The sequence below is a fragment of the Citrobacter sp. 21OH12SH02A-Citro genome, assembly GCF_027919895.1.
GTDB lineage: Bacteria > Pseudomonadota > Gammaproteobacteria > Enterobacterales > Enterobacteriaceae > Citrobacter > Citrobacter braakii.
The window spans coordinates 2,927,783-2,946,731 of record NZ_CP114801.1 but is presented as its reverse complement, the minus strand read 5'-3'; the positions used below and the strand labels follow the sequence as shown (position 1 = coordinate 2,946,731).

24 protein-coding genes are annotated in these 18,949 nt (G+C 52.7%); 12 read left to right on the top strand and 12 right to left on the bottom strand.

The genetic code is table 11. From position 1 onward, the window contains the following. Positions 1-7 precede the first annotated feature (7 nt). Positions 8-1,060 (top strand): rhodanese-related sulfurtransferase, encoded by a 1,053-nt coding sequence (locus tag O6D90_RS14390; RefSeq protein ID WP_271143123.1) that lies wholly within the window; start codon positions 8-10, stop codon positions 1,058-1,060. Between the two features lie 46 nt (positions 1,061-1,106). On the opposite strand, the gene O6D90_RS14385 is transcribed toward O6D90_RS14390, so the two are convergent. From O6D90_RS14385 to mdtH, 9 genes are all read right to left on the bottom strand, one after another. Continuing rightward, positions 1,107-1,682, bottom strand: a complete 576-nt coding sequence (locus O6D90_RS14385; protein WP_003832130.1) for a YceI family protein — start codon at positions 1,680-1,682, stop codon at positions 1,107-1,109. Between the two features lies 1 nt (position 1,683). After that, entirely contained in the window at positions 1,684-2,250 is a 567-nt protein-coding gene (locus O6D90_RS14380) for a cytochrome b (protein ID WP_016152615.1), read from the bottom strand. A 262-nt stretch (positions 2,251-2,512) separates the two neighbouring features. Then, on the bottom strand, positions 2,513-2,626 hold the full coding sequence (locus O6D90_RS14375) for a YceO family protein (RefSeq protein ID WP_003036148.1): 114 nt from the start codon (positions 2,624-2,626) through the stop codon (positions 2,513-2,515). Between the two features lie 52 nt (positions 2,627-2,678). Next, positions 2,679-3,797 (bottom strand): N-methyl-L-tryptophan oxidase, encoded by a 1,119-nt coding sequence (solA, locus tag O6D90_RS14370; RefSeq protein ID WP_016156182.1) that lies wholly within the window; start codon positions 3,795-3,797, stop codon positions 2,679-2,681. 114 nt (positions 3,798-3,911) lie between these two features. Next, on the bottom strand, positions 3,912-4,166 hold the full coding sequence (gene bssS, locus O6D90_RS14365) for a biofilm formation regulator BssS (protein ID WP_003036154.1): 255 nt from the start codon (positions 4,164-4,166) through the stop codon (positions 3,912-3,914). 339 nt (positions 4,167-4,505) lie between these two features. After that, positions 4,506-4,751 (bottom strand): DNA damage-inducible protein I, encoded by a 246-nt coding sequence (dinI, locus tag O6D90_RS14360; protein ID WP_003036157.1) that lies wholly within the window; start codon positions 4,749-4,751, stop codon positions 4,506-4,508. Positions 4,752-4,816: 65 nt separating this feature from the next. After that, positions 4,817-5,863, bottom strand: coding sequence for a dihydroorotase (gene pyrC, locus O6D90_RS14355; RefSeq protein WP_016156183.1), 1,047 nt, complete (start codon positions 5,861-5,863; stop codon positions 4,817-4,819). A 105-nt stretch (positions 5,864-5,968) separates the two neighbouring features. Next, positions 5,969-6,529, bottom strand: coding sequence for a lipoprotein (locus tag O6D90_RS14350; RefSeq protein WP_016152618.1), 561 nt, complete (start codon positions 6,527-6,529; stop codon positions 5,969-5,971). 114 nt (positions 6,530-6,643) lie between these two features. Then, positions 6,644-7,852, bottom strand: coding sequence for a multidrug efflux MFS transporter MdtH (gene mdtH, locus O6D90_RS14345; protein ID WP_016156184.1), 1,209 nt, complete (start codon positions 7,850-7,852; stop codon positions 6,644-6,646). Positions 7,853-8,111: 259 nt separating this feature from the next. Here mdtH and rimJ point away from each other — a divergent pair, with 259 nt between their 5' ends. From rimJ to murJ, 4 genes are all read left to right on the top strand, one after another. Further along, a complete protein-coding gene (gene rimJ / locus O6D90_RS14340) occupies positions 8,112-8,696 on the top strand; it encodes a ribosomal protein S5-alanine N-acetyltransferase (protein ID WP_006685101.1) in 585 nt (194 codons plus the stop codon). Between the two features lie 34 nt (positions 8,697-8,730). Then, positions 8,731-9,378, top strand: a complete 648-nt coding sequence (locus tag O6D90_RS14335) for a YceH family protein (RefSeq protein ID WP_049040969.1) — start codon at positions 8,731-8,733, stop codon at positions 9,376-9,378. A gap of 1 nt (position 9,379) precedes the next feature. Beyond that, complete coding sequence (locus O6D90_RS14330) at positions 9,380-10,303, top strand: Gfo/Idh/MocA family protein (RefSeq protein WP_016156186.1); 924 nt, start codon at positions 9,380-9,382, stop codon at positions 10,301-10,303. 223 nt (positions 10,304-10,526) lie between these two features. After that, positions 10,527-12,062 (top strand): murein biosynthesis integral membrane protein MurJ, encoded by a 1,536-nt coding sequence (murJ, locus tag O6D90_RS14325; RefSeq protein ID WP_016152622.1) that lies wholly within the window; start codon positions 10,527-10,529, stop codon positions 12,060-12,062. An 84-nt stretch (positions 12,063-12,146) separates the two neighbouring features. Here murJ and flgN read toward each other — a convergent pair whose 3' ends face one another. The 3 genes from flgN to flgA form a co-directional block, all read right to left on the bottom strand. Then, positions 12,147-12,569 (bottom strand): flagella biosynthesis chaperone FlgN, encoded by a 423-nt coding sequence (flgN, locus tag O6D90_RS14320; protein WP_016152623.1) that lies wholly within the window; start codon positions 12,567-12,569, stop codon positions 12,147-12,149. A gap of 3 nt (positions 12,570-12,572) precedes the next feature. After that, positions 12,573-12,866: a flagellar biosynthesis anti-sigma factor FlgM gene (gene flgM / locus O6D90_RS14315; protein WP_016152624.1), complete on the bottom strand. Its 294-nt coding sequence runs from the start codon at positions 12,864-12,866 to the stop codon at positions 12,573-12,575. A 93-nt stretch (positions 12,867-12,959) separates the two neighbouring features. Beyond that, the gene (gene flgA, locus O6D90_RS14310; RefSeq protein WP_016156187.1) at positions 12,960-13,619 is read right to left on the bottom strand and encodes a flagellar basal body P-ring formation chaperone FlgA; all 660 of its coding nucleotides are present in this window, start codon (positions 13,617-13,619) and stop codon (positions 12,960-12,962) included. Positions 13,620-13,776: 157 nt separating this feature from the next. Between flgA and flgB the strand changes: the two genes are divergently transcribed. Genes flgB through flgH form a run of 7 tightly spaced genes read left to right on the top strand, consistent with a single transcriptional unit; the run spans position 13,777 to position 18,920 of the window. Beyond that, positions 13,777-14,193: a flagellar basal body rod protein FlgB gene (gene flgB, locus O6D90_RS14305; protein WP_016152626.1), complete on the top strand. Its 417-nt coding sequence runs from the start codon at positions 13,777-13,779 to the stop codon at positions 14,191-14,193. Positions 14,194-14,196: 3 nt separating this feature from the next. After that, on the top strand, positions 14,197-14,601 hold the full coding sequence (gene flgC / locus O6D90_RS14300; protein WP_006685091.1) for a flagellar basal body rod protein FlgC: 405 nt from the start codon (positions 14,197-14,199) through the stop codon (positions 14,599-14,601). Positions 14,602-14,613: 12 nt separating this feature from the next. Next, positions 14,614-15,312 (top strand): flagellar hook assembly protein FlgD, encoded by a 699-nt coding sequence (flgD, locus tag O6D90_RS14295; protein WP_016152627.1) that lies wholly within the window; start codon positions 14,614-14,616, stop codon positions 15,310-15,312. 26 nt (positions 15,313-15,338) lie between these two features. Continuing rightward, complete coding sequence (gene flgE, locus O6D90_RS14290) at positions 15,339-16,592, top strand: flagellar hook protein FlgE (RefSeq protein ID WP_016152628.1); 1,254 nt, start codon at positions 15,339-15,341, stop codon at positions 16,590-16,592. A gap of 20 nt (positions 16,593-16,612) precedes the next feature. Next, entirely contained in the window at positions 16,613-17,368 is a 756-nt protein-coding gene (locus tag O6D90_RS14285; RefSeq protein WP_016156188.1) for a flagellar basal body rod protein FlgF, read from the top strand. 13 nt (positions 17,369-17,381) lie between these two features. Further along, entirely contained in the window at positions 17,382-18,164 is a 783-nt protein-coding gene (flgG, locus tag O6D90_RS14280) for a flagellar basal-body rod protein FlgG (RefSeq protein WP_003036202.1), read from the top strand. A 57-nt stretch (positions 18,165-18,221) separates the two neighbouring features. Beyond that, positions 18,222-18,920, top strand: a complete 699-nt coding sequence (gene flgH / locus O6D90_RS14275) for a flagellar basal body L-ring protein FlgH (protein ID WP_016152630.1) — start codon at positions 18,222-18,224, stop codon at positions 18,918-18,920. Positions 18,921-18,949: the final 29 nt, after the last annotated feature.

Sequence of the window (18,949 nt, the reverse complement as noted above, 5' to 3'; positions counted from 1 at the left end):
GTACACCATGCCAGTGTTACACAACCGCATTTCGAACGATGCGCTCAAAGCCAAAATGTTGGCTGAGACCGAGCCGCGCACGACGATCTCATTCTATAAATATTTCACCATCGCCAATCCTCAGCACACGCGTGATGCGCTGTACCAGATGTTCATTGCATTGAGCGTCTTCGGGCGCGTTTATCTTGCCCATGAAGGAATCAATGCGCAAATCAGCGTACCGCAAAGCAACGTCGAGGCATTCCGCCAGCAGCTTTATGCGTTTGATCCCGCATTCGCCGGGTTACGTCTGAATATCGCGCTGGATGATGATGGTAAATCGTTCTGGGTGCTGCGCATGAAAGTGCGTGAACGCATCGTGGCGGATGGCATTGACGATCCGCAATTTGACGCCAGCAACGTAGGTGATTACCTGAAGGCGGCGGAAGTAAACGCCATGCTGGACGATCCTGACGCGGTATTCATTGATATGCGCAACCACTATGAATATGAAGTGGGCCATTTCGAGAATGCGCTGGAAATCCCGGCAGACACGTTCCGCGACCAGTTACCGAAAGCCGTTGAAATGATGCAGGCGCATAAAGATAAAAAAATCGTTATGTATTGCACGGGCGGGATCCGTTGTGAGAAAGCCAGCGCCTGGATGAAACACAACGGATTTAGCAAAGTCTGGCACATTGAGGGCGGTATTATTGAATATGCCCGCAAGGCACGTGAACAGGGGCTTCCTGTGCGTTTTGTCGGTAAAAACTTCGTTTTTGATGAGCGTATGGGCGAAAGGATTTCTGAAGATGTTATTGCACATTGCCATCAGTGCGGAACGGCGTGCGACAGCCATACTAATTGCAAAAATGATGGCTGCCATCTGTTGTTTATCCAGTGTCCGGCCTGCGCGCAGAAGTATAACGGCTGCTGTAGCGAGTTGTGTAGCGAAGAGAGTAAGTTGCCGGAAGAAGAGCAACGTCGTCTTCGCGCCGGACGTGAAAATGGCAACAAAATCTTTAATAAGTCACGCGGTCGCCTGAATACCAAACTGGGTATTCCGGATCCTGCGCAATAGTCATCATGCCGGATGGCGGCTTTAGCCCCATCCGGCAACTCATACGCTACTTCTGTTGGACGCCTTCCACTGAGATGATCAGATCGACTTCCTGAGACGCCGGGCCGAGATCGGTGGTGATGTTGAAGTCCTTCAGCTTAATTTTACCTTGTGCTTCAAAACCTGCACGCGTGCCACCCCACGGATCGCCGCCCTGACCGATCAGCTTCGCATCCAGCGTAACCGGTTTAGTGACGCCGTTCAGGGTGAGATTACCGGTGATATCCAGGTCGTTCCCCTCTTTCTTCACGCTGGTAGAGCTAAAGGTCGCCTGCGGGAATTTGGCCACGTTAAGGAAATCTGCGCTACGCAGGTGCTTGTCGCGTTCGGCGTGATTGGTGTCAACGCTGTTGGTGTTGATGGTGACGTTAACCTTATCGGCTGCGGGATTTTTTTCATCAAAGGTAAAAGTCCCGTCGAAATCTTTAAATGTGCCGTACAGCCAACTGTAACCCAGGTGCTGAATACGGAAATTAACAAAGGCATGCTGTCCTTCTTTGTCAATTTTGTAATCTGCCGCCACGGCTGACCCGGTGGTGAATAACAGAGAGGCGAGTGTAAGTCCCAGCAGGTTTTTTTTCATTTTAAGCTCCATAGTCAGATGACGATTTTCCCAACATGCGATTCAGGGTATCGTCGTTATCGATAAAGTGATGTTTCAGGGCCATCAGTCCGTGCAGAAGCGATAAAACCACCACAGTCCACGCAAGCCACAGGTGCAGACTACCGGCGAGGTCGGCCTGAGCGCCCGCATTGGCAAGGGTGGCAGGAATGTCGAACCAACCAAATACGCTTATCGCTTTGCCATCAGCGGTGGAAATCAAATACCCGCTGATGACAATTGAAAAGAGCAATGTGTATAGCGCGAGGTGACCCAGTGCCGCCGCGATGCGGGTGAAACGGGAATAACTTGCCAGCGCAGGAGGAGGAGGGGAGATCAACCGCCAGACGACGCGGATAACCAGCCCCATCATGAGCACAACGCCGATGCTTTTATGCAGTTCAGGGGCCTGGTGATACCAGCCGTCGTAATAGCTGAGTGTGACCATCCACAATCCCAGCGCAAACATGCCATATACAGCAATCGCAATCAGCCAGTGTAAAGCGGCAGACACCACGCCATAGCGTTGTGGAGTATTATTGAATTGCATAAGTGCACCGTTAGATATTTCAGAAGTGAATGAAAATGGCGCGTAAAAGACATTAATGCAACTAATAAATAACAATAATGGTGATATTTGTTTTTGATTCAATAAAATTGATTGAATTGTGAAGTAATCATCAAGGAATTAGTAGGGGTGGATGACATTAAGGCTTGGTTTCTGGGTGTTTAAGGTGTTTTTCTTGTTCAGTTAATTGCAATGAAAATTAAGTTAATATCAGTTTATGTCAATTAGTGTCAGCGTTGCGGGTTCAGAAAAACATAATATATATCACATCCATAATTGCCAGCAGCGACCATAAAATAATGTAGAGCATAAGATGCTCGCGAATATTATTAACCAGATAGTGAAAGATGCGGCGCATCAACGTTATTCCTGTCATTAAAAATGGCCTCACCAACGAGGCCATTCATTTATTATCGCTTAAAACGATTTAGCCTGAAGGGAGTCAGGTCAAAGTCAGACGGTTTGTCCTGGGCGAAGTCTGCCGCAATCTCTCCGAGGACGGCGGCAAACTTAAAGCCATGTCCGCTCAGCCCGGTGATGATCAGCGTGTTGTCATGCTCCGGTAGAGTATCAATAATAAAGTCTTCATCTGGTGAGTTATCATAGGTGCAGGACGCACCGTGCAGACAGCAGCCTACGCCTGGCAGAATTGTGCGCAGGAATGGGAAGGCTTCAGAACCATCGCTGGCTACAGCGGCAAACGGCTTGCGCTCTTCTGCCGAATGAATTACCTGTCCGCCATTGTGCTTACCAATTTTTAGCTCGTCGTTTTCTGCCGGGAAACCGTAGAATTGATCGCCATTTGGTAGCTCTCCGGTGAAGGCAGGGAAGTTATTCTTAACGCTGTAACGCCCATCGGCTTGATACCAGGCGAACACTTTGCGTACCGGTTGTATCGGTAGTTCAGGGACTAATGCCTGTACCCAGGTTCCGGCGCTGATCACCGCTTTTTGCGCGTGATAGTCACCATCGGCGGTTTCTACCGTGACGCCATCATCACTATGACGAATTGCGCTGACCGGGCATTTAAATAGCTGCGCACAGCCTGCTTCTTCCGCCAGACGGATCCAGGTTTTAATCGCTAACTCACTACGTAAAAAACCAGACTCCGCTTCAAACAGACCGATATAGTTTTCAGGTACGCGAATCTCTGGCCAGCGCGCCATAATGGCTGCTGCATCCAGTTGTTCAACATTGAGTTGCCACTGTTTTGCGCTTTGCGCCGCGGTCGCTAAGAAGGTTGAATCTGCCGGACCAAGGTTGATGACACCAGAGCGCACAAAAATCGGCTCTTCATTTTGGGTGGATAATTCATCCCATAATGTTTGCGCACGCAGCACCAGCGGAACATATTTTTCACCTTCGCCATAGGCATGACGAATTAATCGAGTGTCGCCGTGGTGGCTGCCCTGCTGATGCGGTGGCATATGCGCATCGATCATCAGAACCTTCAGACCGGCGCGAGTGGCATAGTATCCGGCTGCGGCGCCCACGGAACCGCTGCCAATTATGATTAAGTCGTATTTCATCCGCTTCTCTCTGCAATCGCGATAGTAGCAGGGTAAATAAGTGACCCGGAATATTCAACCTGGAAATAAGAAAGGCACCGGAAAGGTGCCTTTTGATGGTTGGATGTATCAGATTTAATGTCGCTGATACTCATTTACCTGGTAATCGCCGGATTCAATTTTAGCGATTCCTGCTTCTAATATCGAAATAAATTGCCTGGCAACATCAGTGGTTAACCAGAGCGTTTGACCAACTTCAGTCCCATCCGGGTCTGGACGATTCGGGGTCTGGTAGTGCAAACGCAGCATCAGCGCATCGTAGCTATCAACAGTGCTGATGTCCCATCCTACTAACGGATGAGTCTGAATGACTTCATTATTCTTTTCCATCATGCCCCCTAATTCGTGTTACTAGACAACGGTTTTCGAGGTTCAATGCGTTTTTTCTGAAGCAACTTCAGTATATCAATAAATAAGGGTATTCATTGAAAATTTAAAGAGGTAAGCACATAAAATTTTCGTTTTCAGCGTTATCTGACTAACAAACCGACATGTTATTCATTTTTTTTAAGCATGTTGCACAATTATTTTGGTGTTGTGGTTAAAAGATAACCAGGGATTTATTATTAAAATATAAGTTTGCCAGAAGGAATGAACGATTGATTAAAAGATGGTGTGTATAAAAAAGCCGGGGCGACCCGGCAAACAAACATCACTGCATATCATTATTTATTCATTGATGAACCAGTCATCCGCGCTTTCCCAGGTCTCCTGGAGGATCTCGCTGATGCGTTCTTTATCCTCTTTGGTGGCACCAATAACCGACAGATTGTTTGCGCCGGCATAACGGACGGTAACGTTACCTTCGTTATCCGGAAAATGGTGCTGAATACGGCGGGAGAGTTCACCTGCCAGCGCGTCAATTGCACCAGCAGGTAAAGGTGAAGTTTTGGCAATAGTGACTTCAATACGCATAGTAGCCCCCTGTGGAATATACTGTTTATTTATACAGTTATTCTCACCAGTTGGCTACACTTTTTTTAGCTTTTCACGGACCAGTGTACCGTTTCGCCACCCAGGAAAGGCACCAGCGTATCATCTTGCAGCGCAATGCTCTCCGGGACTTTGTGCTCCACGCGTTCCAGCTCAATAAAGGTGTCATTCACCGGCAAACCGTAGAACTGTGGGCCATTGAGTGAGCAGAAGGCTTCAAAATGGTCCAGCGCATTCATCTCTTCAAACACGGTGGCATAACTGCCCAGTGCGGTCGGCGCATTAAAGCAGCCCGCACAGCCACAGCTTGACTCTTTGCGATGACGCGCATGCGGCGCTGAGTCGGTACCGAGGAAGGCGCGGTTAAACCCGCTGGCGACCAGCTCACGCAGCGCCTGTTGATGGACGTTACGTTTGAGGATCGGCAGGCAGTACAGATGAGGGCGAATCCCGCCGACCAGCATGTGGTTGCGGTTAAACATCAGGTGCTGCGGCGTAATGGTCGCCGCCAGAAGGTCATTGCCGTCGCGCACGTATTCGGCAGCATCTTTAGTCGTGATATGTTCGAACACCACTTTCAGCGCAGTTAAACGCTGACGCAGTGGTTCCATTACCGTCTCAATAAAGCGCGCCTCGCGATCGAAAATATCGATATCCGCATGCGTCACTTCGCCGTGCACCAGCAGAGGCATACCCAATTTTTCCATCCGTTCCAGCACTGGCATGATGGCATCAATAGAGGTTACGCCATGCGTCGAGTTGGTGGTGGCATTGGCCGGATAGAGTTTTGCGGCGGTGAACACGCCTTCGTTGAATCCACGTTCCAGCTCATTGGGATCCAGCGTATCCGTTAAGTAGCAGGTCATTAATGGCGTGAAGTCGTGTCCGGCAGGTACCGCGTCAAGAATTCGCTGGCGGTAAGCGATAGCCGCGTCCACCGTGGTGACGGGCGGAGCCAGGTTCGGCATGACAATGGCGCGGCCATAAACTTCGCTGGTATAGGGCACGACAGTTTTTAACATGTCGCCATCGCGAAAGTGAAGATGCCAGTCGTCTGGGCGGCGGATCTTTAAAACCTGGGATGGTGCAGTCATCAATATGCTCCGGCTGAGGATAGTCTTTTTTGCCGGAAACAAAGGATAAGCGGAAACGTTTTCGTTTGCACGAAAAAAAAGGGCGCATCGGCGCCCTCTGTCATATTAGTCGGTGAACGGGATAATGATTTCTCCCGGTTTCACCTCAATGCCTTTCGCCAGTTTTTTCGCCAGCGCTTCCCCCTGGCTGCTGTCATCCCGCAGAATGTACGCTGGCTGCTGGTTGAAATAGTTGCGCAGCGACTGATTTAAATAAGGCATCAGCGTTTGCAGTACCGACTGCATTTTTTCCGGCGTGACGGTAGCGTCCACGACTTCCATTTCTTGCAGATAAATCGCGCCTTTTTCTTTATTGAAAACCGGTAAGGCTTTTAGCTTCAGCTTCATGGTCGCTTTCTGACTGCCAAACAGGGAGTTCATGTCCAGGTTGGCGTCTCCGGTCAGCGTCACTTTATTGGGTTCTTCACGGCCTATCTGGCTGGCGAGATTGTTCAGTACGATATGTGCTTCAGCGACACCAGGCAGACCGATATCTTTTGAAAAGTTATTATTCTTCGCCAGGGCCTGATTAATCTCTTGCTCGCTAACCGTGTATTGCGTGAGTTGATTACAACCAACCAACAGGCCGCTGACAATTAGTGCAGCGGCAAAAAAAAACTTTTTCATGGGGTTCCTCAACATGATGCTTGTGGTGTAATCGTGACACAAAGCATCATCGAGCACCAGCGCTGCGGGTAACAGCAGAAAAAACTGAAAAAAGCGCGTACGCCAGATTGGCTATCAGGCGTCAGGCTCCAGCATACCACGCGTTGGGCGTTTGAGACTGAATTGCCAGCCCAGCGCCAGGAAAGTGATAAAGCCGATAATGCCGAGCATCATCCAGGGCAGCTCCGGTTGTGCCAGGGCTTTACCCATGTCAAACAGCCAGCCGCCGCCGATATAACCAATGGCGCCGCCGATGGCGAGTCCCAGTCGACTGAAACCCATATAGCTTCCCCGGGCACGTGCATTCGCCAGCGAGGCGCTTAGGGTCTCACGCGCCGGTTCGGCGATGATTGAGCCAATATAGAACGTGCAAATCAGGGTGAACAACTGCTGCAAATTTCCGACCAGGCCGATGGGCATCATGCTTAAAGACATCACCAGCAGACCGGCCATCAGGCGATGCTCAAGGCGAAAGCGTTTTTCACTCCAGCGGGCAATCGGGTAGAGCAACGTTAAAGAGAGGCACGCCTCGATGGCATACATCCATTTCACAGCGGCCGGTGAGCCAGCGATGTCGTTTACCATTATTGGCAGCATCAGCATCACTTGTACCGCCAGCATGTAATAGCCCGCCAGCGTCAGCACATAAGTGACAAAGCGCTTGTCATGCATCACGTGGCTCATTCCTTCGCGCACCGGAATTTTCACCGTTGACAGCTTCCATGCCGGAAGTAGCCAGGCGTTAAACGCCGCGCACAGAACGAACAAAATTGCGCCGGTGGCACACACCAGACGGAAATCGTATTGCAATAACCAACTGCCGAGCAACGCGCCAACCACGGCCCCGGCGCTATCCTGCATCATCAGAATAGAGAAAAAACGCCCGCGCTTTTCCGGACGGATCAGTTTGACCACCAGCGCCGAGCGGGGAGGGTCGAACAACGTGCCGCCCAGCCCGGAAAGAAAGCAGGAAAACCATAGCAACCACGGTTCATGGGCAATGCCCATGGTGGCGAATCCGGCAGCGCGCATCAGCATGCCGGTGACGATCATCGGTTTTGCCCCGAAACGGTCAGCAATAGCACCGCCGAAGATACCTAAACCTTGCTGGATAAATTGACGTAATCCAAGCGCGATACCGACCATCACGGCGGCCCAGCCCATTTGATCGACGAAACGAATTGAGATCAGCGGGAAAACGACGAAGAAACCCAGCACGACCAGCATGTTATCGATAAGAAGGAAGTATTTACCCAGGTTCCTTGCCTGCGAGACTTGCGACATTTCCCCTCCAGGGAAAAACTCGTCACTCTGGATAGAGTTTAAAAGATAAGCACCTCCTATTCTGCGGTGTCGTCATCGCTTTTCCCACCCTTCGCGGGACAATATTTTTTTATCAAAAGTCCGTCTTGATAGAGAGTTTTCATCAAAATGTGTGAATAATTCAAAAAATGGCATTTTGCTCTTTTCACAGGGCGTATTTGCGCAGGTATAGTAATGCGAATAGCGTATTGAAGACGTTACGGGAAGGAGTAGGTATAGAATGTTTGGCTATCGCAGTAACGTGCCAAAAGTGCGCTTAACCACGGACCGCCTGGTCGTGCGTTTAGTGCATGAGCGTGATGCCTGGCGTCTGGCAGATTATTACGCAGAAAATCGTCATTTCTTAAAGCCCTGGGAGCCTATTCGCGATGAAAGCCACTGTTATCCATCAGGCTGGCAGGCGCGTCTGAGCATGATCTCTGAGTTTCATAAACAGGGCACCGCTTATTACTTTGCGCTGCTCGATCCGGAAGAAAAAGAGATTATTGGCGTCGCGAACTTCTCGAACGTCGTGCGGGGATCTTTCCACGCCTGTTATCTCGGTTACTCCATTGCGCAGAAGTGGCAGGGGCAGGGGCTGATGTATGAAGCCTTAACCTCGGCCATCCGCTATATGCAGCGCACGCAGCATATTCACCGCATTATGGCTAACTACATGCCACATAATAAACGCAGCGGTGACCTACTGGCGCGACTGGGTTTTGAAAAAGAAGGGTATGCCAAAGACTACCTGCTGATTGACGGGCAGTGGCGCGATCACGTGCTGACGGCGTTGACCACATCAGAATGGACCCCCGGCCGCTAAGTTTCAGATGCAGCCATGATTAATGGAGAAGACGATGAAATACGAATTAACCGCCACCGAAGCACGGGTGATTGGCTGTTTATTAGAAAAACAAGTAACTACGCCTGAACAGTATCCGCTCTCCGTTAACGGAGTCGTAACCGCCTGCAATCAAAAAACGAATCGTGAACCCGTGATGAACCTGTCGGAATCCGACGTGCAGGATCAGCTTGATAACCTGGTGAAACGGCATTTCCTGCGCACGGTGAGTGGCTTTGGTAATCGCGTCACCAAATATGAGCAGCGTTTCTGCAACTCTGAGTTTGGTAATCTTAAGCTCAGCGCGGGGGAAGTCGCGCTCATTACCACGCTGTTGCTGCGCGGCGCTCAAACACCAGGTGAACTGCGTAGCCGCGCCTCCCGGATGTACGAATTCAGCGACATGGCCGAAGTAGAGTCGACACTGGAGAAACTGGCAACCCGGGAAGATGGTCCTTATGTCGTTCGCCTGGCGCGTGAGCCGGGCAAACGTGAAAGCCGTTATATGCACCTGTTTTGCGGTGACGTTGATGAAGCGATGACAACGGTAGATGAACTTCCGGCAGCTTCGGGCGATCTACAGGCGCGCGTTGAAGCGCTGGAAACAGACGTCGCGGAGCTTAAGCAACGGCTTGATTCCTTGCTGGCGCACCTGGGAGACTGATGTGAATAAATTACGTATCGGCGTTGTCGGGCTCGGCGGGATTGCGCAAAAGGCCTGGCTGCCCGTGCTGGGCGCTAGTGCAGACTGGACGCTGGAAGGGGCATTTTCACCTTCGCGGGAAAAAGCGCAGCGTATCTGTGATACCTGGCGGATACCCTACGTTGATTCACTGGTTAATCTGGCGCAAACCTGCGATGCGGTTTTCGTCCATTCCAGTACCGCAACGCACTATGCGGTGGTCAGCGAACTGCTGAATGCCGGGGTTCACGTGTGCGTGGATAAACCGCTGGCGGAAAACCTGCGCGAGGCTGAACAATTGGTGGAGCTGGCCGAGCGGAAAAAGCTGACGCTGATGGTGGGGTTTAACCGTCGATTTGCGCCGCTGTATCAGGATCTCAAATCCCAGTTGGGCAATGCGGCGTCCGTACGCATGGATAAGCACCGGACGGACAGCGTCGGGCCGCACGATCTGCGCATCACTTTGCTGGACGACTATCTGCACGTTGTCGATACCGCATTGTGGCTGGCGGGAGAGAAAGCGCAGTTAAATAACGGTACGCTGTTAACCAATGACTCCGGCGCGATGCTCTATGCGGAGCACCATTTTTCTGCCGGGCAAATGCAGGTAACGACCAGTATGCATCGCCGCGCCGGTAGCCAGCGCGAGAGCGTGCAGGCGGTGACGGATGGTGGCCTGATTGACGTTACGGATATGCGGGAATGGCGGGAAGAGCGCGGGCAAGGTGTGGTGCACAAGCCGGTAGCAGGCTGGCAAACTACCCTGGAGCAGCGTGGTTTTGCCGGATGCGCACGTCATTTCATTGAGTGCGTGCAAAATCAGACGGTTCCCCAGACGGCAGGTGAGCAGGCGCTCCTGGCCCAGCGCGTTGTCGAAAAGCTGTGGCGGGAGGCAATGGCTGAATAACCCCCTGTAACATCTGGCGGTAGTAATTCATTGTAATCCAGGTACTATATGCCAACTCAAAAATAACACCTCTTTTCAACCATAGGCTGGTTTGTCGGCCTGATAAGACGCTACGGCGTCGCCATCAGGCACAGCAAAAGTGCCGGATGGCGGCGATCATGCCTTATCCGACCTACGGGCAGGTTTGTCGGGGTTTTGCCTCAGAGTCTGGAATACAACATAGATGAATTTATTAAAGTCGCTGGCAGCCGTCAGCTCGATGACGATGTTTTCACGTGTGCTGGGTTTTGCGCGTGATGCGATTGTCGCCAGAATCTTTGGCGCAGGGATGGCGACTGATGCCTTTTTTGTGGCGTTCAAACTTCCTAACCTGCTGCGCCGAATCTTTGCTGAGGGCGCTTTTTCGCAGGCGTTTGTGCCTATTCTTGCCGAATATAAAAGTAAGCAGGGTGAGGATGCGACCCGCGTCTTTGTCTCTTACGTTTCCGGGCTGTTGACTCTGGCGCTGGCCGTGGTGACGGTCGCTGGGATGCTGGCTGCCCCGTGGGTGATTTTAGTCACCGCGCCTGGGTTTGCCGACACCGCGGACAAATTTGCGCTGACCACTCAACTGCTACGGATCACCTTTCCGTATATTCTGCTGATCTCGCTGGCTTCGCTGGTGGGTGCGATCCTGAATACCTGGAATCGCTTTTCCATTCCGGCGTTTGCGCCGACCTTTCTGAATATCAGCATGATCGGTTTCGCGCTGTTTGCTGCGCCTTATTTTCACCCTCCGGTGCTGGCGCTGGCGTGGGCCGTTACCGTTGGCGGTGTGCTACAGCTGATTTATCAGCTTCCGCACCTGAAGAAAATTGGCATGCTGGTGCTGCCGCGCGTGAACTTCCGTGATGCGGGGGCGATGCGCGTCGTCAAGCAAATGGGCCCGGCGATCCTTGGGGTATCTGTCAGCCAGATTTCACTGATCATCAATACGATTTTCGCTTCATTTCTGGCCTCTGGCTCAGTGTCATGGATGTATTATGCTGACCGTCTGATGGAGTTTCCGTCTGGCGTACTTGGCGTCGCGTTGGGGACTATCCTGCTGCCCTCGCTGTCCAAAAGTTTTTCCAGCGGTAATCATGATGAGTATTGCCGTCTGATGGACTGGGGCCTGCGTTTGTGTTTTCTGCTGGCATTACCGAGCGCCGTGGCGTTGGGGATTCTGGCCAAACCGCTGACGGTTTCTCTGTTCCAGTACGGTAAATTTACCGCCTTTGACGCCGCGATGACGCAGCGCGCGCTGGTGGCATACTCGGTAGGTTTGATTGGCTTGATCGTGGTGAAAGTGTTGGCCCCAGGTTTTTATTCGCGCCAGGATATTAAAACGCCAGTCAAGATTGCCATTGTCACGCTGATTATGACCCAGGTAATGAACCTGGCGTTTATTGGACCGCTGAAACATGCCGGGCTGTCGCTGTCGATTGGTCTGGCGGCGTGTCTGAACGCTTCACTGCTGTACTGGCAACTGCGTAAACAGAAAATTTTTACCCCACAACCGGGTTGGGCCTGGTTCCTGGCGCGACTGGTGATTTCTGTGCTGGTGATGTCGGCGGCGCTGGTTGGGATGCTATACATCATGCCGGACTGGTCGCAGGGAACGATGTTATGGCGTCTGCTGCGTCTGATGGCCGTTGTGGTGGCAGGTATTGCTGCTTACTTCGCTGCGCTCGCGGTGCTGGGCTTTAAAGTGAAAGAGTTTGTGCGCCGGACGGCGTAACAGATTAATGCCGGATGGCGGCATGACGCCGTATCCGGCCTACAAACGCGTAGGCCTGATAAGCAAAACGTTATCAGGCTAGCATCAGATAGAGAATTTTTTCCCGCCGCGGTGCGCAGCAGAGGTTTGACCGTTTGCGCCATACAGCGCCGGTTCCTGGTGCGGTTTCAGCACTTGAATCGCTTGTTGATTGCGCTCGATCTGCCCTTCCAGCAGCCAACCGTTGTGCTGGTTGAGTTCGCGTAGGTCCTGTGTTTTCCGGGTAATGGTCTGCCAACGCTCGGCAATTTCATCATTGGCGCTGCGCGTGGCGTCATGCTCCAGACGGCGCTGCTGCTCCAGATAATCAAGGGTTGCCAGCAAAGAGCTTTTTTCTTCTGTAATACGCTGTAGCTGGCTGCCGTTAATATATCCTGCGGAAAGCTGCTGCTGTTCAGCATCCATTACCGTTTTCAGGTCATTGAGGACGGTCGTCATCTGGTCAAGGATTTCTGACAAACGAGTCATACTTTATTTACTCTGTAAGTAGCTCTGCGCCTCGCGGATCAGCGAGTCGGCAATTTTTCCGGTGTCCATTTTCAGCTCGCCATTACGGATCGCGGTTTTCAGTGCTTCCACGCGTTCCATATTGATGTCATTGGTGCCGGGCTGCATCAGTTTGGCCTGGGCGTCGCTCAGCATGACGCTGGTGCTGGTGGTGGCGGTGGTTTTTTCCTTCCGCGTTTTTTGTACCGGCGCATCGCTGGTTTCACGTGGCTGAACGGTACTTACTGGCTTCAATGGTGAGGTACGATCAATGCTCATTTTGTTTATCCTCATCGAGGGGTTACGCTATAGCGGCCCGCTGTAATCATTGGTTGTTTATCTATCGGCACACGCTAAAAAATCTTTAACCTATTATAGGTTAATAAGAATATTCCCATCAGAATCGACGACACCGCTCACCACCTGGCCTGAAATCATCCGTACTCGGGCATTCTGGGCGACGGCGGCATTGTTCAGCGCTTTACCTTCGGCATTCACCCGAAAGCCATCTCCGTTGGCGATAACCAGGACGCGCTGACCGGCCTTGATTCGCCATGCCTGGCGCAACATGGAAAGCTGTATCGGCTGACCAGGCACCAGATCGCGCAGGCTTACGGCATCCTGCACCTGATTCATATCCAGCACGGCGCGCGGAGGGAGTTGGTCCAGTCGACCTCGTTTCAGCGTTACGCTGGCCGAAGTCAGGGCGCTACCCCGAGCGACGGGCGCGGCGGCAACAACGTAGTTTCCCGTGGCCTGCACGTTCACCTGCAGATAACGTTTCTCGTTGGCGCAGCGCGCCAGCACGTTCACATTACCCCACAATTTTGCACTCCCGGACACGCTTAATGCTGGTTGTTCGCAGCTCGGCAATAAGTTTGGCGACGTTCGGATAGTAACGACGACCTCATCGCTAAATCCGGCCAGTCGCTGGGAAAACCATGCCGTCAGCTGTGAATTCAGGTCTTGCGCCAGCGTCATAGGACTGAACAGCAGTGCTGCCACGACGACTCCACGTTTAAACGTTTGCATCAAAACCTCGCGCTTTTTCAGGTAGTGACAGGATTCTACCTGTGTGACGCAGTCATCAACGCAACAAATAGCGACGCATTTTGCGTTTATTCCGGCGATAACGCGCGCGTAATGGGATTTAAGCTGTCGGCTGAATTTTGTCATTTGCGGAGGAGATATGCTCGATAAGCTCGACGCCGCCTTACGTTTTCAACAGGAAGCGCTGAATTTGCGCGCCCAACGCCAGGAAGTATTGGCGGCCAACATAGCCAATGCCGACACGCCGGGGTATCAGGCGCGCGACCTGGATTTCGCCAGTGAATTAAAAAAAGTCATGGTGCGAGGACGGGAAGAAACCGGCGGTGTCTCGTTGACGCTGACCTCTGCACAACACATTCCGGCCCAGACCGTTTCCGCTCCTTCTACGGAACTGCTCTACCGCATTCCTGATCAGCCGTCTCTCGATGGCAACACGGTAGATATGGACCGGGAGCGTACGCAATTTGCAGACAACAGCCTCAAGTATCAAATGGGGCTGACCGCGTTGGGTGGACAAATCAAAGGCATGATGAACGTGCTGCAAGGAGGGAACTAATTCGTGGCGCTGTTAAATATTTTTGATATCGCAGGCTCTGCGCTGACGGCTCAGTCTAAGCGCCTGAACGTGGCGGCCAGCAACATGGCGAATGCGGATAGCGTCACCGGACCTGACGGTCAGCCCTATCGCGCGAAGCAGGTTGTGTTTCAGGTTGATGCCGCGCCAGGTGCGGCAACCGGTGGCGTAAAAGTCGCTGACGTCATTGAAAGCCAGGCGCCGGATAAGCTGGTTTATGAACCCGGTAATCCGCTGGCCGATGCGAACGGTTACGTAAAAATGCCGAATGTGGACGTCGTCGGCGAAATGGTCAACACCATGTCAGCCTCGCGTAGCTACCAGGCAAACGTCGAAGTGCTCAATACGGTGAAAAGCTTGATGCTCAAAACGCTGACGCTAGGCCAGTAAAAGGAGGCGCACATGTCTATTGCTGTAAAAATGAATGACCCGAGCACGACGGGTGTGAATGACGCAACGGGGAAGAGTTCGCTGACGGGCAGCAACGCCGCGGACCTGCAAAGCAGCTTCCTTACGCTGCTGGTTGCACAGCTGAAAAACCAGGATCCAACCAACCCGCTGCAAAACAACGAACTGACCACCCAGTTGGCGCAAATCAGTACCGTGAGCGGAATTGAGAAACTGAACACCACGCTGGGATCGATCTCCGGGCAGATCGACAACAGTCAGTCGCTGCAGGCCAGTACGCTGATTGGCCACGGTGTCATGATCCCAGGCACCACCATCCTGACCGGTAAAGGTACGGAAGAGGGCGCAAAAACCACTACCACGCCGTTTGGCGTTGAACTGCAGCAACCGGCAGATAAGGTTACCGCAACCATTACCGATAAAGACGGCAAGGTGGTACGCACCATTGATATTGGTGGGTTGAAAGCGGGCGTTCATACCTTTACCTGGGACGGCACCATGACCGATGGCACGGATGCGCCAAGCGGTTCTTACAACGTGTCAATTGCTGCCAGTAATGGCGGAACACAACTGGTGGCTCAGCCGCTTCAGTTTGCGCTGGTGCAGGGCGTTATTCGCAGTAACGGCGGTAATACGCTGGATCTGGGCACCTATGGAACCACCACCCTCGACGAAGTACGGCAGATCATTTAAGCCTTCACACTTATCAGGAGTAAGTCATGGCCTTTTCACAAGCGGTCAGCGGTCTGAACGCTGCAGCGACCAACCTCGATGTCATTGGTAACAACATCGCCAACTCCGCCACCTACGGTTTTAAATCCGGTACGGCCTCGTTTGCCGATATGTTCGCCGGTTCTAAAGTGGGTCTGGGCGTTAAAGTTGCGGGCATTACCCAGGACTTTACCGACGGTACCACGACCAACACCGGTCGCGGGCTGGATGTCGCTATCAGCCAGAACGGTTTTTTCCGCATGGTAGACAGCAACGGTTCCGTTTTCTACAGCCGTAACGGTCAGTTCAAGCTCGATGAAAACCGCAATATCGTCAACATGCAGGGGCTACAGCTGACGGGCTATCCGGCTACCGGTACACCGCCAACGATACAGCAAGGTGCTAACCCGGCGCCGATCACTATCCCGAATACGCTGATGGCGGCTAAAACCACCACGACTGCGTCAATGCAGATCAACCTGAACTCCACTGACAAGGTGCCAACGAAGACCCCGTTTAATCCCAGCGATGCGGATTCCTACAACAAGAAAGGCACCGTTACCGTTTTCGATAGCCAGGGTAACGCCCATGACATGAATATTTTTTATGTCAAAAATGCGCAGAGCAACACCTGGGAAGTTCACACACAGGATGCTTCAACCGGAGCCGCTGCAAAATCAGCAGGGTTTATGCGCTTTAATGAAAATGGTGTGTTCTTAGGGATTAGCGCCACAGCCGCCGAGGCGGTACCAACGCCTCCTACCGTCTGGCCAAAGGAAATCAACATCACAACCGGGCAGATTAACGGTGCTGATGCGGCAAATTTCTCCCTGAGCTTCCTGAACTCCATGCAGCAGAACACTGGCGCCAACAACATCGTTGCCACGAATCAGAATGGCTACAAGCCGGGCGACCTGGTGAGCTACCAGATTAACAATGACGGTACTGTGGTCGGTAACTACTCCAACGAACAGCAACAGGTTCTGGGGCAGATCGTGCTGGCAAACTTTGCCAACAACGAAGGTCTGGCTTCTCAGGGTGACAACGTCTGGGCAGCTACTCAGTCTTCCGGCGTGGCGCTGCTGGGTACCGCAGGCGAGGGTAACTTCGGCAAGCTGACCAACGGCGCGCTGGAAGCATCAAACGTGGATTTGAGTAAAGAACTGGTGAATATGATCGTCGCCCAGCGTAACTATCAGTCGAACGCGCAGACCATCAAAACCCAGGACCAGATCCTCAACACGCTGGTCAACCTGCGCTAAGCGCCTGACGGGATGGCTTAATGGATCACGCAATTTATACCGCCATGGGCGCGGCCAGTCAGACGCTGAATCAACAAGCGGTGACGGCCAGCAACCTGGCAAACGCCTCAACGCCGGGTTTTCGTGCGCAACTCAATGCGCTGCGCGCGGTTCCCGTTGAAGGATTGTCTTTACCGACGCGTACGCTGGTGGTGGCCTCCACGCCGGGGGCCGATATGACGCCGGGTCAGATGGACTATACCTCACGTCCGCTGGACGTGGCGCTGCAACAGGATGGCTGGTTGGCTGTGCAGACCGCGGACGGTAGCGAAGGATATACCCGAAATGGCGCCATTCAGGTAAGCCCTACGGGGGAGCTGACCATTCAGGGACACCCGGTGATTGGCGAAGCCGGACCAATAGCCGTACCGGAAGGTTCAGAAGTCACCATTGCGGCAGACGGCACGATCTCGGCGCTCAACCCTGGCGATCCGGCTAACACCGTTGCGCCAGTTGGGCGACTGAAACTGGTGAAGGCCACGGGGAGTGAAGTGCAACGTGGCGATGACGGTATGTTCCGTCTGACTCAGGCCGCGCAGGCTACCCGTGGCGCTACGTTACAGGCCGACCCCAGCATTCGCGTTATGTCGGGTGTGCTGGAAGGCAGTAACGTTAAGCCGGTAGCCGCGATGAGTGACATGATTGCCAACGCCCGTCGTTTCGAAATGCAAATGAAGATTATCAGTAGCGTGGATGATAACGCGGGTCGCGCCAACCAACTGCTGTCGATGAGTTAATACAGGACATTTTATGATCAGTTCATTATGGATCGCCAAAACCGGCCTGGATGCGCAGCAAACCAACATGGATGTGATTGCCAACAACCTGGCAAACGTCAGCACCAACGGATTTAAGCGTCAACGTGCCGTGTTTGAAGATCTGTTGTACCAGACGATTCGCCAGCCTGGCGCACAGTCTTCTGAACAAACCACACTGCCGTCTGGTTTGCAGATTGGTACCGGTGTGCGCCCGGTCGCGACCGAGCGTTTACACAGCCAGGGGAACCTGTCGCAGACCAACAACAGTAAAGATGTGGCGATTAAAGGGCAGGGCTTTTTCCAGGTCATGCTGCCTGATGGCACGTCCGCCTACACCCGTGACGGTTCTTTCCAGGTGGATCAGAACGGTCAACTGGTGACTGCGGGTGGTTTTCAGGTTCAGCCGGCTATCACCATCCCGGCTAACTCGCTCAGTATCACCATTGGACGCGACGGTATCGTCAGCGTAACCCAGCAGGGCCAGGCAGCACCGGTTCAGGTTGGGCAGCTTAACCTGACTACTTTTATGAACGATACCGGTCTGGAAAGCATTGGTGAGAATCTGTACACCGAAACGCAGTCATCCGGTGCGCCGAATGAGAGCACTCCGGGGCTGAACGGCGCGGGTCTGCTGTACCAGGGTTATGTTGAAACCTCTAACGTCAACGTGGCGGAAGAGCTGGTAAACATGATCCAGGTTCAGCGCGCTTACGAAATCAACAGTAAAGCGGTATCGACCACCGATCAGATGCTGCAAAAACTGACGCAACTCTAAAGTGTGGCCCGGTGGGGTGAAAGCCTCACCGGCACACTGATTTTGAAGATGACCGCAATGCGAAAATACGCGCTTCACCCATACCCAATTTTAGCCCTGTTGGTGGTTTCACTGACAGGATGCGCCTGGATCCCGGCCACGCCCCTCGTGCAGGGCGCAACGTCTGCCCAGCCTGTTCCTGGCCCGACGCCGGTGGCGAATGGATCAATCTTCCAGTCGGCCCAACCGATTAACTACGGTTATCAGCCGCTATTCGAAGACCGCCGTCCGCGCAATATTGGCGATACGTTGACCATCGTATTGCAGGAAAACGTCAGCGCGAGCAAAAGTTCTTCGGCTAATGCCAGCCGCGACGGCAAAACCAACTTTGGTTTTGATACCGTACCGCGTTATTTGCAAGGACTGTTTGGCAACGAGCGTGCTGACGTAGAAGCTTCAGGCGGTAACACCTTTAACGGTAAAGGCGGCGCGAACGCCAGCAATACCTTCAGCGGTACGCTGACCGTAACGGTCGACCAGGTACTGGTGAATGGTAACTTACATGTTGTGGGTGAAAAACAGATCGCCATTAATCAGGGCACTGAATTCATTCGCTTCTCCGGGGTCGTTAACCCGCGCACCATCAGTGGCAGTAACTCCGTACCGTCAACTCAGGTTGCGGACGCACGTATTGAGTATGTCGGCAACGGCTACATCAATGAAGCGCAGAATATGGGCTGGTTGCAGCGTTTCTTCCTTAACTTGTCGCCGATGTAAGCGAGGTAGCCAGTGTTTAAATCTTTAGT

Bases quoted from the DNA above. Each gene is read 5' to 3' on its own strand.
- O6D90_RS14390 (WP_271143123.1), top strand. From the start codon at position 8: ATGCCAGTGTTACACAACCGCATTTCGAACGATGCGCTCAAAGCCAAA.
- O6D90_RS14385 (WP_003832130.1), bottom strand. From the start codon at position 1,682: ATGAAAAAAAACCTGCTGGGACTTACACTCGCCTCTCTGTTATTCACC.
- O6D90_RS14380 (WP_016152615.1), bottom strand. From the start codon at position 2,250: ATGCAATTCAATAATACTCCACAACGCTATGGCGTGGTGTCTGCCGCT.
- O6D90_RS14375 (WP_003036148.1), bottom strand. From the start codon at position 2,626: ATGCGCCGCATCTTTCACTATCTGGTTAATAATATTCGCGAGCATCTT.
- solA (WP_016156182.1), bottom strand. From the start codon at position 3,797: ATGAAATACGACTTAATCATAATTGGCAGCGGTTCCGTGGGCGCCGCA.
- bssS (WP_003036154.1), bottom strand. From the start codon at position 4,166: ATGGAAAAGAATAATGAAGTCATTCAGACTCATCCGTTAGTAGGATGG.
- dinI (WP_003036157.1), bottom strand. From the start codon at position 4,751: ATGCGTATTGAAGTCACTATTGCCAAAACTTCACCTTTACCTGCTGGT.
- pyrC (WP_016156183.1), bottom strand. From the start codon at position 5,863: ATGACTGCACCATCCCAGGTTTTAAAGATCCGCCGCCCAGACGACTGG.
- O6D90_RS14350 (WP_016152618.1), bottom strand. From the start codon at position 6,529: ATGAAAAAGTTTTTTTTTGCCGCTGCACTAATTGTCAGCGGCCTGTTG.
- mdtH (WP_016156184.1), bottom strand. From the start codon at position 7,852: ATGTCGCAAGTCTCGCAGGCAAGGAACCTGGGTAAATACTTCCTTCTT.
- rimJ (WP_006685101.1), top strand. From the start codon at position 8,112: ATGTTTGGCTATCGCAGTAACGTGCCAAAAGTGCGCTTAACCACGGAC.
- O6D90_RS14335 (WP_049040969.1), top strand. From the start codon at position 8,731: ATGAAATACGAATTAACCGCCACCGAAGCACGGGTGATTGGCTGTTTA.
- murJ (WP_016152622.1), top strand. From the start codon at position 10,527: ATGAATTTATTAAAGTCGCTGGCAGCCGTCAGCTCGATGACGATGTTT.
- flgN (WP_016152623.1), bottom strand. From the start codon at position 12,569: ATGACTCGTTTGTCAGAAATCCTTGACCAGATGACGACCGTCCTCAAT.
- flgM (WP_016152624.1), bottom strand. From the start codon at position 12,866: ATGAGCATTGATCGTACCTCACCATTGAAGCCAGTAAGTACCGTTCAG.
- flgA (WP_016156187.1), bottom strand. From the start codon at position 13,619: ATGCAAACGTTTAAACGTGGAGTCGTCGTGGCAGCACTGCTGTTCAGT.
- flgB (WP_016152626.1), top strand. From the start codon at position 13,777: ATGCTCGATAAGCTCGACGCCGCCTTACGTTTTCAACAGGAAGCGCTG.
- flgD (WP_016152627.1), top strand. From the start codon at position 14,614: ATGTCTATTGCTGTAAAAATGAATGACCCGAGCACGACGGGTGTGAAT.
- flgE (WP_016152628.1), top strand. From the start codon at position 15,339: ATGGCCTTTTCACAAGCGGTCAGCGGTCTGAACGCTGCAGCGACCAAC.
- O6D90_RS14285 (WP_016156188.1), top strand. From the start codon at position 16,613: ATGGATCACGCAATTTATACCGCCATGGGCGCGGCCAGTCAGACGCTG.
- flgG (WP_003036202.1), top strand. From the start codon at position 17,382: ATGATCAGTTCATTATGGATCGCCAAAACCGGCCTGGATGCGCAGCAA.
- flgH (WP_016152630.1), top strand. From the start codon at position 18,222: ATGCGAAAATACGCGCTTCACCCATACCCAATTTTAGCCCTGTTGGTG.